This is a genomic window from Fervidobacterium pennivorans DSM 9078 (assembly GCF_000235405.2).
Lineage (GTDB): Bacteria > Thermotogota > Thermotogae > Thermotogales > Fervidobacteriaceae > Fervidobacterium > Fervidobacterium pennivorans.
This window is the reverse complement of record NC_017095.1, coordinates 1,329,619-1,343,411: the sequence shown is the minus strand read 5'-3', so window position 1 is coordinate 1,343,411 and position 13,793 is coordinate 1,329,619. Positions and strand designations below refer to the sequence as shown.

General features: G+C 39.3%; 14 protein-coding genes and 2 tRNA genes. 12 read left to right on the top strand and 4 right to left on the bottom strand.

Annotation, left to right across the window (positions count from 1 at the left end; translation table 11 throughout):
- Positions 1-27: 27 nt before the first annotated feature.
- The 8 genes from ispG (at position 28) to FERPE_RS06335 (ending at position 5,222) form a co-directional block, all read left to right on the top strand.
- A complete protein-coding gene (gene ispG / locus FERPE_RS06370; protein WP_014451816.1) occupies positions 28-1,128 on the top strand; it encodes a flavodoxin-dependent (E)-4-hydroxy-3-methylbut-2-enyl-diphosphate synthase in 1,101 nt (366 codons plus the stop codon).
- Positions 1,129-1,139: 11 nt separating this feature from the next.
- On the top strand, positions 1,140-1,919 hold the full coding sequence (gene surE / locus FERPE_RS06365) for a 5'/3'-nucleotidase SurE (RefSeq protein ID WP_014451815.1): 780 nt from the start codon (positions 1,140-1,142) through the stop codon (positions 1,917-1,919).
- Positions 1,897-2,397, top strand: coding sequence for a peptide deformylase (gene def, locus FERPE_RS06360; protein ID WP_014451814.1), 501 nt, complete (start codon positions 1,897-1,899; stop codon positions 2,395-2,397). The genes surE and def overlap by 23 nt, the downstream gene beginning before the upstream one ends.
- A gap of 107 nt (positions 2,398-2,504) precedes the next feature.
- Positions 2,505-2,756 carry a hypothetical protein gene (locus FERPE_RS06355; RefSeq protein WP_014451813.1) on the top strand — a complete coding sequence of 84 codons (252 nt, stop codon included), beginning with the start codon at positions 2,505-2,507 and terminating at the stop codon, positions 2,754-2,756.
- Between the two features lie 160 nt (positions 2,757-2,916).
- The gene (locus FERPE_RS06350) at positions 2,917-3,192 is read left to right on the top strand and encodes an SIMPL domain-containing protein (RefSeq protein ID WP_082204749.1); all 276 of its coding nucleotides are present in this window, start codon (positions 2,917-2,919) and stop codon (positions 3,190-3,192) included.
- A 53-nt stretch (positions 3,193-3,245) separates the two neighbouring features.
- A complete protein-coding gene (locus FERPE_RS06345; protein WP_014451812.1) occupies positions 3,246-4,967 on the top strand; it encodes a phospho-sugar mutase in 1,722 nt (573 codons plus the stop codon).
- 49 nt (positions 4,968-5,016) lie between these two features.
- Positions 5,017-5,106: transfer RNA gene (locus tag FERPE_RS06340), tRNA-Leu, on the top strand.
- 39 nt (positions 5,107-5,145) lie between these two features.
- Positions 5,146-5,222, top strand: a tRNA-Met gene (locus FERPE_RS06335).
- 78 nt (positions 5,223-5,300) lie between these two features.
- Here FERPE_RS06335 and FERPE_RS06330 read toward each other — a convergent pair.
- The 4 genes from FERPE_RS06330 to FERPE_RS06315 form a co-directional block, all read right to left on the bottom strand.
- The gene (locus FERPE_RS06330; RefSeq protein WP_014451811.1) at positions 5,301-5,942 is read right to left on the bottom strand and encodes a hypothetical protein; all 642 of its coding nucleotides are present in this window, start codon (positions 5,940-5,942) and stop codon (positions 5,301-5,303) included.
- Positions 5,943-6,007: 65 nt separating this feature from the next.
- Entirely contained in the window at positions 6,008-7,129 is a 1,122-nt protein-coding gene (locus FERPE_RS06325; protein WP_245530396.1) for an FtsW/RodA/SpoVE family cell cycle protein, read from the bottom strand.
- Between the two features lie 51 nt (positions 7,130-7,180).
- On the bottom strand, positions 7,181-8,092 hold the full coding sequence (locus FERPE_RS06320; protein ID WP_014451809.1) for a TIGR00269 family protein: 912 nt from the start codon (positions 8,090-8,092) through the stop codon (positions 7,181-7,183).
- Positions 8,093-8,225: 133 nt separating this feature from the next.
- Positions 8,226-9,602, bottom strand: coding sequence for a Do family serine endopeptidase (locus tag FERPE_RS06315; RefSeq protein WP_014451808.1), 1,377 nt, complete (start codon positions 9,600-9,602; stop codon positions 8,226-8,228).
- A 279-nt stretch (positions 9,603-9,881) separates the two neighbouring features.
- On the opposite strand from FERPE_RS06315, the gene FERPE_RS06310 reads away from it, so the two are divergent.
- From FERPE_RS06310 to FERPE_RS06295, 4 genes are all read left to right on the top strand, one after another.
- The gene (locus FERPE_RS06310) at positions 9,882-10,961 is read left to right on the top strand and encodes a tetratricopeptide repeat protein (RefSeq protein WP_014451807.1); all 1,080 of its coding nucleotides are present in this window, start codon (positions 9,882-9,884) and stop codon (positions 10,959-10,961) included.
- Complete coding sequence (locus FERPE_RS06305; RefSeq protein ID WP_014451806.1) at positions 10,946-11,662, top strand: prepilin peptidase; 717 nt, start codon at positions 10,946-10,948, stop codon at positions 11,660-11,662. The genes FERPE_RS06310 and FERPE_RS06305 overlap by 16 nt, the downstream gene beginning before the upstream one ends.
- Before the next feature lie 125 nt (positions 11,663-11,787).
- On the top strand, positions 11,788-12,249 hold the full coding sequence (locus FERPE_RS06300; protein ID WP_014451805.1) for a lytic transglycosylase domain-containing protein: 462 nt from the start codon (positions 11,788-11,790) through the stop codon (positions 12,247-12,249).
- A 4-nt stretch (positions 12,250-12,253) separates the two neighbouring features.
- Positions 12,254-13,780, top strand: a complete 1,527-nt coding sequence (locus FERPE_RS06295; protein ID WP_014451804.1) for a bifunctional ADP-dependent NAD(P)H-hydrate dehydratase/NAD(P)H-hydrate epimerase — start codon at positions 12,254-12,256, stop codon at positions 13,778-13,780.
- The last annotated feature ends 13 nt before the right edge of the window (positions 13,781-13,793 follow it).

The following is a 13,793-nucleotide window of genomic DNA, read 5'->3' as shown; positions in this document are numbered from 1 at the left end:
TTGGAAAGCTCGAATGTCGGAAAGGTTGTGGAAACATTGGTAACTAAGAGAACATCAAGAGCGGTAAAGGTTGGAAATCTCATTATTGGTGGGGATGCTCCTATAACTATACAATCAATGACAAACACTGATACAAAAGATGTTGAAGCTACAGTGAAGCAAATCAAAGCTTTGGTTGATGCTGGATGTGAGATTGTTAGGATATCTCTCCCTGACTTGGAAAGTGCGCGTAAAGTTCGTGTTATTAAGGAGAGATTGAAAGAATTAAATGTGGAAGTTCCGTTAGTTGGTGATATACATTTTGACTATAGAATTGCACTGGAGGCTATAAAACAAGGTATCGATAAGATAAGAATCAACCCGGGGAATATAGGGAGCGAATTGAAAATTGTTGAAGTAGTTAAAGCGGCAAAACAGCGAGGGATACCTATAAGGGTTGGAGCCAACAGTGGTTCTCTGCCTAAGGATTTAGAACACCTACCACGTGCGCAAGCTTTAGCAGAAGCGGCACTTAGAGAGGTTAGGATTCTAGAAAAACACGGGTTTGATGATATCGTTGTATCCGTGAAGAGCTCTGATGTGGTTGAAACAATAGAGTCTAATAGATATGTTGCCAACGTTGTGGATTATCCTCTCCATGTTGGTGTGACTGAAGCAGGTACGCTTTACAACTCGCTCATAAAATCCTCCATCGCTCTTGGAGTATTGATACTTGAAGGCATTGTAGATACATTAAGAATCTCAATTGCTGGAGACCCGGTGAACGAAGTGATTGCAGCAAAGAAATTATTGACAGCACTTCACTTAAGAAAAGGTCCAAACGTAGTTGCTTGCCCTACTTGTGCGAGGACAGTTTTTGATGTTGAGTCTGTTGCTTTAGAAGTGGAAAAGCTTGTATCAGGTGTGCAGGAAGATATAGCAATTTCTGTTTTGGGTTGCGTGGTAAATGGTGTAGGCGAGGGAAAGGATGCCGATGTAGGAATTGCCGGTGTTAGAGATGGAGTTGTGGTTTTCTATAAAGGGGAGATAATAGGGACTTACAAATTCGATGAAGGTCTGATAAAATTAAAGGAATTGATAAATCGGATTTTGGCGGACAAAAAAGCAAAACATGTTAACAGTTTTTAGGGGGAATGCGAATGAACATACTACTTGTAAACGATGATGGTGTTACTGCTCCAGGTATACTGTGTGCTGCACGCTACTTAAGTAAAGAACACTATGTGATCGTGAGTGCCCCGGAATCTGAGCAAAGTGCAGTTGGACATGGCATAACGCTTAGATTTCCATTATGGGCAAGAAAATTGGACATAAACGAACCATTTGAGATGTATGCAGTTTCAGGAACACCAGCTGACTGTGTGAAAATAGGTTTAGATGTGATTTATAAGGATAAGGGAATTGCCCCGGATGTAGTCATAAGCGGAATTAACCGGGGAGAGAACTTGGGAACGGATGTTGTTTATTCCGGAACAGTGAGTGGAGCTCTTGAAGGGGCTATTGCAGGTATACCCTCTATAGCTATTTCTGTGGCTGATTTTAAAGCTCCACTTTACGACACAGCTGCAAAGTTTCTTGTGAAATTTTTGAGAGAATTTGACCTGAAGCTCATCCCAAGATATACAGCTCTAAACATAAACGTTCCTTCGATACCTTATGAAGAAATCAAAGGTTGGAAGCTCACAAGGCAGAGCAAACGCAGATATGAAGATTATTTCGAAAAGCGTATAGACCCTTCCGGACGTGAGTATTACTGGATGCTTGGTGATATAATAGAGGATGACCCGGACCCGAAGGCTGATTATAAGGCGTTGCGGGAAGGGTACATATCTGTAACACCAATAACGATATTCATGACGAACGAAAAATTGCTAGAAGAATTGGAGGGAATTTACGGTGAAAGTCAGAATTTTAGGTGATCCTGTTCTGAGAAAAAAAGCACAACCTGTGACAGATTTCGCTCAAGTTCGTGTTATCTTGGAAGAATTTAAAATGACCATGTATGCAGAAGATGGTGTAGGACTTGCTGCACCACAGGTAGGCATGTCTCTGAGATTTTTTGGGATGGATGACGGAAGTGGATTTAAAATGATCGTTAACCCCGAGATTATAGAGCACTCTGATGAGAAAGAACTCGGTGAAGAAGGTTGTTTGAGCATCCCAGGGGTCTTTGCTGATGTATGGAGATATAAATGGGTGCGTGTGCGATACCAAGATGAGCATGGAGTGTATCACGAAGAACTTTTGGAAGGTTACCCTGCTCGTATATTCCAACATGAATATGACCACCTTGATGGCGTATTGTTTATCGACCATCTCGATACCAAAACGCGGACAGCACTCGCACAACAGTTGAAAAAGATAATGGAAGAAAGAAGAAAGGAAATGATGAAATAAAAAGAAAAAATAAGAAACATTAACTTTTCGACTGTTTTTTGCACATGTTGAATTTTTGTGATATAATATCCCGAGAACCTTAGCTGGTTAGCTCGGGGGTGATGCGAATGGAGAAGAAAGTAGTTAAGAATTTTACGCTGACTTACGAACTTGATATTCTTAACAAAAAGATTAAGTTGAACGGTAATCCAGAGGTAGACTTGAAAGACTTTTTAGCGAAACTCAAGGCTTCCGACGATATCATCGCTCAGATGCTTTACAAAAACATTGTTGATAACGCAATTACAGAAATGAGAATTATGGCATGGTCTGGAATTGATATCAAGGGTTGGTTAAAAGAAGTAGGAGTAGAAGAGTAGGAATGAACCAAAACTTTTTAACAAAAACAGATTATAAAATTACAGAATATGCGGGCTAAAAGCCCGCGTTTTTTTAATTGGTTGTGATATAATAGTTTGAGACTGGAGGTAGTTTTGACGCCAATAAAAAACATGACATAACTGATAAAGAAGTGTCACTATTAGCAAAGTCAATCCAGTAGAATATTATTACTCAAAGCTTGCTGAGAAACGAGTCCAGTTGCTTTCAAGTGTTGTCAGAGATGTAAGAAGGAGGGCAGAAGAGATTGCAGAGAGCGGGGGCTTGAAAGTAGGCAAAGTAATAAGTGCAAGAAGTGGTGTTGCTCAGGTGCTTGCACCAAATAGTGTTGAGATTAGTGATTACGGAACGTATGACACATCAACGAAAGAAAAAGAAATAATGCTCACAGTTAATGTCACTTTTGAGGCGAAATAATACCTTGACAACAGGAGAGCTTAAATAAAACGGCCAGAGGGAGGTATAAGGACATGAGGGATTATATGGCTGAATATAAGAAGTGGCTTGAAAGTCCTTATGTTGATGAAAAGACAAAAGAAGAACTTAGAGCGATAGAGGGTAACGAGGAGGAGATAAAGGAGAGGTTCCTGCTTGATTTGGAGTTTGGAACTGCAGGATTAAGGGGAAAGATAGGGGCTGGAACAAACCGCATGAACATATATACAGTTTCTCAGGCAACTCAAGGTCTTGCCGATTTTATAAACAGCCGTGGTGCGGAATACGCAAAGCGTGGCGTGGTAATTGCTTATGATGTGAGAAGGATGTCGAGAGAGTTTGCGAGGATAACTGCACAAGTGTTAGCTGCGAATGGAATACAAGTTTACTTGTTTGACGACATTAGACCAACACCGGTGCTTTCTTTTGCAGTTCGATATCTTGGGACTGCTTCAGGTATTGTGATTACAGCAAGTCACAACCCTCCTGAATACAACGGATACAAGGTCTACTGGGAAAAAGGTTCACAAATCACCGACGACATAGCCAAACCTATTGAGGAGAATATAAAGAAGATAACGGATTTTGGCATGATAAAAAAGATGGATTTTGATGAGGCAATGTCGAAAGGATTAATAAAGATAGTGGGTTCTGAAGTCGATAATGCTTACTTTGAAAAGGTACTTTCCTTGGCTCTTTGTGATGATATAGACAAAAATATATCCATAGTTTATACCCCACTTCATGGAACAGGTGGACGATTCGTGAGGCACGTGCTTGATAAACGAGGGTTTACGAATTACTTTATCGTTCCTGAACAAGAGAACCCAGATGGAGAGTTCCCGACTGTTGAATATCCAAATCCAGAAGATTTGAGAGCATTTAATCTTGCTCTTGAATATGCGAAAAAGAGGGACGCAGACATAATTCTTGCAACTGACCCGGATGCTGATAGAAATGCGGTTATGGTCAAGCATAATGGAGAGTATGTTGCATTGAATGGTAACCAGACTGGAGCCTTGTTGATAGAATATCTACTTTCTCAAAGAAAGAAGAAGGGTATACTTCCAAGAAACGGAATAATCATCAAGTCCATAGTAACTGGCGACCTTGGTAAGCTCATCGCCAAAACGTACGGTGTTGAAACATTTGAGACATTAACTGGATTCAAAAACATATGTGGCCTTGAAAATGAACTTGAAGGAAAGTATTCGTTCCAATTTGGATACGAAGAGAGTATAGGGTATGTTACTGGAGATTTTGTTAGGGACAAAGACGGTGTGATGATGTCGATGATAATTTCAGAAATGGCTGCGTATTACAAAAAGCAGGGCAAAACCCTTATAGACGTTCTTGAGTCGCTGTACAAGACTTACGGCTACTATCTTGAAGATAACTTTTCTCTGGTGTACGAAGGACTTAAGGGTATGGAAAAAATCAGGCGCATCATGGAAGTCTTTAGAAAGAGGTATCCAAAAGAAATTGGAACGTTGGATTTGGTTAAATATATCGACTATTTGGAACGCAAGGTCTATGATGCAAATGGAAACGTCATAGGTGAAGTTGAAAGGCATATACCTGCTTCAAATGTACTTAGGTTCTTCCTCAGTGATGGTTCGTGGTATGCGATAAGACCATCTGGAACTGAACCAAAATTAAAGGTGTATATTTATACAGTTGATAAAGTAAAAGAGGAAGCGAAAAAGAAACTTTCAGTGATAAAGGATGCAATATTGAAAATCATAGCTGAGGCATAACAATTACTCTTGACAGAATTCAAAATATGGTGGTATAATATCCAACGGAGCCGGGGTGGCGGAATTGGCAGACGCAGCGGACTTAAAATCCGCTGGGAGTTAGACTCCCGTGTCGGTTCGACTCCGATCCCCGGCACCAGGTGGGTGTAATCAAATGAAGGCTAACATAGATAGACGTCGCGGGGTAGAGCAGTCTGGCAGCTCGTTGGGCTCATAACCCAAAGGTCGTGGGTTCAAATCCCACCCCCGCTACCAGAAAAAAAACCGGGCACGAAAAGTGCCCGGTTTTTGTTTGGTTTTATTGTTTTTATTTTTCTCAGGATACCCTATGAACTATTTATTGCCCGGAATATACAGTGAGAATTTTTCAGCAAAGTTTTCGTAAGAGGATTCGGTTAACTGAACAACTTTGGTTGGATGGAATCTTAATCCTACACCGTAGAAGAGCAAATACACTTTTCCAGCTTTGCCAACAGTTATAGTTGCGTTGGGTGGAACGATTATATCGTAATTCGTTTTTATCCGCGGTTCTTTAAAATAAAAGAACCTGTAGTTTGAAAGTCCAGGTTTTAATTCTCGGCTGAAGTATGTTTTTTCTTTGTCTTTTACTGTGAACCAGCTACTTTCATTGCCAGCAACGAAGACCATAAAATAACCGGTTGTTGGATCATCGTTTAGTGCAACAAGTATTTTTTCAAAATCGTATCCGAAATCGCGCAGATAATTTGCTGCTGCAATGTATTTGTCAACCAGTGAGTTTGGAGCGAGGAGGTCTTTAAGCTTTTCGTTTTCTGCCTTCATTTCTGAGACTTTATTATCCACATATTCTTTCAGTTCGTTATATTGTTTTAGGAGCTGGGAATAGCGAACAAAGTTCCCAACCGAGAGAATTACAGATACGATTACAATTGTGAAGAACAACATGCCGAAGAAGGAAGAAAAATCTTTGGTTTTTTTCTTCTTAGCAATAGGCATTTTTACCACTCCTCAGAAACGGAAATTAAAGTAGTAATTGCTTTCAGCTCATTTACTCATTTATTTCACATAACCTGGCGTGCCTTTTTAGACACAGCTCGTGCTTTAATCAAAAGCCCTACAAGTGCAGAAAACACTAATGTTGAAGTACCTCCGTAACTTATAAACGGTAAAGGAATACCGGTCACCGGGAGTATTCCGAGGTTCATCCCTACATTTTCGAACACGTGAAAAGCGAAGACAGAACACACGCCAATTGCGACAAATTCCCAGAAGTCATCTTTATAACGTCCTACTTGCATTAAACCTGCCAGTAATATTGTAGCATATAAACCCAGCAAAATAAAGGTGCCAACTATACCAAATTGTTCTGCAAATGCGGAAAAGATGAAGTCAGTGTGCTGCATAGGGACAATGTGCATGTTAGTGCCTGTTCCCAACTCGTAACCAGTCCCGAAAATTCCACCGTTGGCAATCACGGACCTCGACATTATAACGTTGTATGCACCTTCTCGAAAGTGCTCTTCGGGGTTAAATAGTGCGAGTATTCGCACACGTTGATAGTCTTCAAGCAAGAAGAAAAAAGCAAAAGGAATAAACGCTATCGTAACCCCAACGATTGTGAAAATATACTTCTTTTCCACATCACTTGCAAGCAGCATAGAGAACCATATAAATCCAATTAGCAAAGTCATACCCAAATCTGGTTCTAAGAATATAAGCCCTGCTGGAAGAACTGCCATGATGGATAGTATCAGTGCTTTAGTCTTGTGATACTGTGAAAATATAGAAGCTAGCATCAAGATAACAGCAAGTTTAAATAATTCAGAAGGTTGTAAATCGAAAGTCCCCATGTCAATCCATCGGCGTGCACCGTATACGGTTTTTCCAAAAATAAGGACAACGACAAGTAACACCACCGAAATAGCGTAAATATACTTTGTGTATGATTTTATCCTTGCTTCTTTTTCAAAGACTACGTAGAACATTGTTGCAATACCTGCGATGTCCCAAATGATTTGCTTGATTAAGCGTGACTGATGAGGAGTGTCTTTAACAACACTTCTAAGTGTAAGTATGCCAACAATCATTATCGCTATTACGACGAAGATAAGCAAGTAATCAAACACCGAGAACTCATTTTCCTTTATCTTAAAAAGCTTTGACTTGTATTTCAGAACTTTCACCGTCCCAAAATGGTTGTTCTAAGACTCTATATTATGTTCCTGATCGAAATTTTATTTCACCAATGACAGGTATGAACCAACTCGTTCCTCGAGTTTACAGTATTGGCATTTCTCTTCAGTCGTTGGGTATCCACACTTCGAACAGGCTCTTAATTCTACTTCGTGCTTTCTATTTAACTGGTCTTTGAACTTTTCAAAATAACCAAACAGAAATCTGTGCTTCACACCGGGTTGTTCAAATTCCAATAAATTCAGATGCTTTTTGTACATAGAACTGGTAGCGCCTTTTGCAAACGGACATTTTTGTTCCATGAATGGTATGTTATTTAAAAATACATAAGCATAAGTTTCTCTCTCTGAAACGTAAATCAATGGCTTGGCTTTTCTTACAAACTTTTCGTGCGTTTTTTCAAGAACAGGCCATTGCCTTGCCATGTATTCTGTTTGCCAATTCATAATATTTCCAAAAAGGAATGTTGCTTCGTCATCCATGTTGTGCCCTGTTACTAAGACTGTGAATCCGTGCTCTACCGCGTACCTATTCATCCAGTAGCGTCTTACAATGCCACATATACTACACACAGGTCTTTTTACGATTTTGGCAATTTCACCTGTGCCAAGTCCACCAAAATACTGGGTAACATCGTGAATGTTCACTTTCACGCCTGTTGCCTCTTCCAATTGTTTCACAACACGTTCTGCAGCATTTGTGTGCCTGCCCATTTTTAAGAATAGACCTTCGACATCGTATCCAAGTCTTTTTAAAGCGTACAGAACTGCTGAACTATCTTTTCCACTCGAAACTGCTACAAGGATTCTATCCTTTTTTGTGAACATCTTGAAGTGTGAAATACCTTTTTGAACTCGATTCTCAAAAAACTCTATGAAGTGTTCTTTACAAAGAGCTATGTTATGTGCCCTTAGATGGATGACAGCCTGACTGGAGCATTTCTTACACTTCACTTACAAAATCCCTCCTTTAGAGTAACGCTCTATTCGCCGTTGCTCATTTATCATTTAATTATACCGAAAACCCCCGCTTTTGAATAGCGGGGGTTTGTGAAAATAATATGGTTTATCTTTTTATAGAAATTCTTCAGTTATATCGGAATGAAAAGACGGAATTAACACCATTGTAGTAATAGAAGATTCCGATATAATCTCCCTTTTTTATGTTATCTACAACTTTGTTCCAATCGCTGATGTTTTTGATGTCGTACGAGTACCCGTTCACTGAAATTCGGTAGATAACAGCTCCAACTTTAATAAACGAATTTTTAGATTCTTTCACGATAACTCCTTCCAACCCTGCAGGTACTCTGTACGTTGACCTATCGTCTGCAGTCAGATTTGAAACTTTCAATCCGTAGAATTCTTTTGAACTGGTAGTTGATGAACCATTCTGACTTGGCAATGTTCCCAGTGTAACATCTAATGTGATTTCTTTACCTGCTCTATTGACAGTTACTTTTACTTTCGTTCCAGGTGTGTAATTTCTTACGAGAGATGTTAGTTCTTCAGCGCTTTCTACCACAGTGCCATTAAGTTTTACTATGACATCACCTTCTCTGATACCAGCTTTAGCAGCAGGTGAATCTTTTTCAACCTGAGATACATAGACACCTTTTGTTACTTTGAGCCCTAAACTCTTTGCAAGTGCTTCTGTGACTGTCTGGACATATACTCCGAGATATGCCTTTTCAACTCTTCCGGTGGCGATAATTTGATTAATGAATCGCTTAGCTGTGTTTATTGGTATAGCGAAACCTATATTCATTGCTTGCGTTGGATTTATAATTGCCGTGTTGATTCCAATCACCTGACCGTAAATGTTGAGCAACGGACCACCGCTGTTACCGGGGTTAATCGCCGCATCGGTTTGGATGAGGTTTGTGTAATATCCAGAACCGTCAGGTTTTGGTATCTTCCTACCTGTTGCAGATATAACGCCAACCGTTACTGTGTGTTGAAATCCAAGAGGGTTACCAATTGCGATTGCCCATTCACCAATTTGAAGTTTGTCAGAATCTCCCATTTCGAGAACAGGTAAATCCTTTGTAGGTTTGATTTTTATTACTGCAATATCAAGCTCTTCATCTCCGCCGATGTATTGTGCATCGTATACGTCGCCGTTCAACATCGTAACTGTAATCTTCTTTGCTCCTTTAACTACATGATAGTTGGTAACTATATAACCTTCCTTGCTGATAATAAATCCCGACCCAACACTATTCGATTCCTCAAATTGCCTTGGTATATCTCCAAAGAACTGCCTGTAGAACTCTCTAATAAACGGATCAATGTATACTTCTGTTTGAACAACAACGTCTATCTTCACAACTGCTGGAGCTGCAACTTTAACAACGTTTACTATCGGGTTTTGATAATCAGCGTTTACAATCGCCAGTGAGAGAACGGAAAGAAGCAATAAAAGTCCGAAGGTTAGTTTTTTGATGTTGGAAATGTTCTTCATACCAAGCACCTCCTCTTTCAGCTTTTATTCTTAAACACAAGAATTATATCATACACTTGCTTAATTTTTCCTTAAAAATTAGGTTTTAGCCAAAATATGCGAGAGGAATCATACAACATTGTAGATTTTCAACGTAAATCAGCTTGAAAAGGTTTTAAATAAGCTTTTCTTGTTTGATTTTCTTATTTTGCGTATTTTGGAAAGAAACCGCAGCATTTACTTTTGTGAAGAAATATGATAAAATGTAAATGCAAAGTTACAAACTAGGAGGTGTTGTTAATGGTTATCAAACTGATCTTGGGCTCAGAAAACCCATTAATTATGGACATCAAAGATGAAACGCCTATGCTTGTTATTTTACGTGACCTTTTCTATTCTGGGGATTGGCGTAACATGAAAAAAGATTTTGAAGAACATAAAGAACTTTACGAAGATATCAACAAGTTAGAACAGTTGGAAGAGCGAATAGCCGCGCTTAACGAAATTGTTTACGAACCGATAGTTTGGAGTGAAGTGGTGGAGTTCTTGGATAGGTATGGAATAACTCCGGAAAAGATTATGCACGGAACAGCAGATGGATTGTATGAACTTGCTATCGAATACGCTGATAAGAATCAAACAGAGGTTGCTAAGGATATTCTCAAATTTGCGATGAAGCTTGATAAGAATTACGCCCCTGCATACGAGTTCTACGGCTCATTGTTGCTTGAAGAAAATGATGTTGAAGGGGCTATTAAATATCTTAATAGGTCCATCGAACTTGATCCATGGCTTGTCCAGTCTTACTCGATGATTGGAGAAGCTTACTATAATATTGGTGATTATGAGAAGGCTATCGAATACTGGGAAAAAGAAATAAAGCTTTCACCAACAAATACGTTCACCTACTTTATGCTCGCCGACGCATATTCAAAAATGGGTAAGATAGACAAAGCTATAGAGGTTTTGGAAAGATTCAGAGAAACTTACGAAAACAATATTATCGCACTCTACGAGTTGGCCGAACTGTACAAAAGAATAGGAAACGAAGAAAAAGCAAAGGAATATGAAAGCTTAATTATGGAGATTGATCCAAGAAGCGATCCAAACGGTATAGAGATTTGGGCGAAAGTTCATCTAAAGAAAGGGAATTACGATAAAGTTATACAAGTGATAGAAAACGTTGTAAAAACTTCTCCAGAAGCAAGACATTTAAATCTGGTTTTGGCAGTTGCGTATGCTAAGACCAATCGGTATGAACAGGCTCGAAAAATTATTGAGGATTTAAAAGAGGATGACTTCTGGTATCTTTACGGAAAACGTGAATTCTTCGATGAATTACTTACACAGCCAGAGAAGGAACTATGTGGGATAAAGTAAGTTTGTTGTTTTGGTTTGTCATGGGAACAATCTTTGGGAGTTTTGCGAATGTTTTAATTTATAGGCCAATAGCGGGGCTCAAATTAACTGAGCCCCGTTTTTCGGTATGTCCGAGTTGTCGCAAACGTATCGCGTGGTACGATAACATACCTATTCTCAGTTTCATTATCCTTCGAGGAAGGTGTAGACATTGTGATGCAAAGATTTCCGTAAGATACCCGCTTGTTGAGTTAATCTTTGGCGTTTCTTTTCTTATTAATCACGTACTTTTCCCACTGGATGTTGCTCTATTAACAGACGCAATTTTTGTAGCTTCTGTTCCAGCAATTTTTACAGATTTGAAACTCATGCTGTTGCCTGACTATACATGGATAACGGTTCTTGTCTCGGCTTTTTTGATTAACGTATTACATTTCAGAGGTTCCATGTTTCTAGATGTTTTTGGAGCTTTAATTTCGTTGGGGATATTGATTGTACTGAAAATGAAATATAGAGACGGTATAGGTGAAGGTGATTTGTTTTTACTTCCAGTTTATTCTTTTGCAGTCGGCTTTTCATTTATGCCGTTACTTTTATTTGGGGCTTCATTGGGGGGCATGGTTTACTCTCTTTTAAGTAAGAACCGCGTTATACCATTCGGTCCGTTCATAATAATATTTGGTTACTCACTTCTTTTTGTAAGGCTTATTCTAAGTATCTAGCTATTTGAGATACTGTTGTTTAAGTTAGGCTTTGTGCTATAATATCTTCAGAATGTTTCTTGGATGTTCCCAGTAGTTCCTGGGAATTTTGTGTTTTAATATGTGACATAGGAGGAGACGAAGTTGTGCGTGTATTTTTCATGCTTATCTTTATAAGTGTTGTATTTTTAACTTTGATTTTCGTAGAGCTTTTTCCTTTAAAGTATTACGATATCGTTGTCCAATATGCTGATGGTTTGGACCCACTTTTGGTAATTAGTGTAATACGGGCAGAAAGTAGCTTTAGACCAAGTGCGCAATCTAACGTGGGAGCATACGGGCTCATGCAATTGATGCCGGAGACAGCAGAATGGGTAAATAAAAAGTTCAAGACGAACTTTGATTATACGACAATAGAGGGAAATATAGCCCTTGGTTGTAAATACTTGAATTATCTATTAGAAAAAGACGGAGAGCTCAAGACGGCGTTGATTCATTACAATACAGGTCCATATGCCCCTGATGATGTCAAAACGGACGCAGGTGAGAGATACGTTAGGAAAGTCTTGAGGTTTTATCGTATTTACCGCTTACTTTACAGGAGATGAGAACATGTTTGCGATAACAAGTAAAGAGATGAAGGAACTGGAAAAAAGAACAATAACAGATTTCGATATTAGTGAAGAGATTCTCATGGAAAGGGCGGGCATTTCCGTAGTGCAAGCTATTTGGAACGAGTATGGGGAACTTCCAAGCAAGAGCTTTGTCATTGTTTGCGGTTCTGGAAACAACGGTGGTGACGGGTACGTTGCTGCGAGGGACCTTCTTAACTACACGGAGGCTGTAAGGGTTATATCCGTTGGTTATCCTACTACAGAGGTTGCTAGAAAGAACTACGAGAGATACTTGAAGCATGGTGGAATTGTGTACAACTACAGCGAGCTTGGATTGGAAGAAGCATCGAAGATTATTTCCGAAGCTGACATCGTTATTGATGCCCTTTTTGGAACAGGTTTGAACAGGGAAATTAGTGATGAAGAACTCACCAAGTTGATAGAAATAATGAACTTATATTCAAGATGCATAGTGTCTGTCGATATACCATCAGGAGTTTGTGCAGATGATGGAAAAATAATGGGATGCGCGATCCAAGCGGATTTAACTGTAACTTTTGGTTTACCGAAAGTGGGACACTTCCTGTTTCCAGGTCGAGAATTGTGCGGAAAACTTAAGATTGCAAAGATAGGCATTCCCAGTTTGAATATGCTGACATACGGCATCAACAAAGAACTTATAACCACCGAGAAATTGCGACTTCCAAGCAGACCTCGTTGGTCAAATAAAGGGACATATTCACAAGTAGTTATAATCGGAGGTTCGAATAAATACATAGGTGCACCCGTTTTAAGTTCGCTTGCTGCGTTAAGAAGCGGAGCAAGCATGGTAAAAGTGGTTTCTGTTTCCAAAGTGTGTGAATGTGCTATGAATCATGACCCATCACTGATATGTGTGAATATTGGTGAGGATTTCAACGTTGAAAGATTGGAAGATTTTATATCTACTGTTAACAAAGACGCTATTTTTGTTGTTGGACCTGGTTGGGATACGCAGAAAAGCGAAGAAAAACTAAATATAATAAGAAAGCTTTTGTTAGTGCCAAATACCATGATAATAGACGCTGATGGCCTTAATGTTTTATCCCAGAACATCGACTTGTTAAAGGAAAAGAACCCTTCAAAATCAGTGATTTTAACTCCGCATCCTGGAGAGTTCTCCAGACTGACAAAAAAAACATTAGAAGATGTCAAACAAAACTACGAACTTGTCTACGAATTCTCGGAAAAGTATGGTGTGATAACCGTTTTAAAGGATGCAACATCGATAATTTCAGACGGCAAAAAAATATACTTCAACATAACTGGTAATACTTCTCTCTCAAAAGCAGGAAGTGGGGATATTCTTTCCGGATTACTTGCAGGTCTTATCTCTCAACATCTTGAGCCTATCGAAGCGGTAAAGGCTGGAGTGTATGTGTTTGGTTTAGCTGGTGAAATGGTTCCCGTGGAAGGCATGAACAGTGCGTTCAACATTTTAAACTATATCCCAGATGTTTTCAAAACGTTGAGAGAAAACGAATAAGAAATTTGGAATA

Bases quoted from the DNA above. Each gene is read 5' to 3' on its own strand.
- surE (WP_014451815.1), top strand. From the start codon at position 1,140: ATGAACATACTACTTGTAAACGATGATGGTGTTACTGCTCCAGGTATA.
- FERPE_RS06355 (WP_014451813.1), top strand. From the start codon at position 2,505: ATGGAGAAGAAAGTAGTTAAGAATTTTACGCTGACTTACGAACTTGAT.
- FERPE_RS06345 (WP_014451812.1), top strand. From the start codon at position 3,246: ATGAGGGATTATATGGCTGAATATAAGAAGTGGCTTGAAAGTCCTTAT.
- FERPE_RS06330 (WP_014451811.1), bottom strand. From the start codon at position 5,942: ATGCCTATTGCTAAGAAGAAAAAAACCAAAGATTTTTCTTCCTTCTTC.
- FERPE_RS06315 (WP_014451808.1), bottom strand. From the start codon at position 9,602: ATGAAGAACATTTCCAACATCAAAAAACTAACCTTCGGACTTTTATTG.
- FERPE_RS06310 (WP_014451807.1), top strand. From the start codon at position 9,882: ATGGTTATCAAACTGATCTTGGGCTCAGAAAACCCATTAATTATGGAC.
- FERPE_RS06305 (WP_014451806.1), top strand. From the start codon at position 10,946: ATGTGGGATAAAGTAAGTTTGTTGTTTTGGTTTGTCATGGGAACAATC.
- FERPE_RS06295 (WP_014451804.1), top strand. From the start codon at position 12,254: ATGTTTGCGATAACAAGTAAAGAGATGAAGGAACTGGAAAAAAGAACA.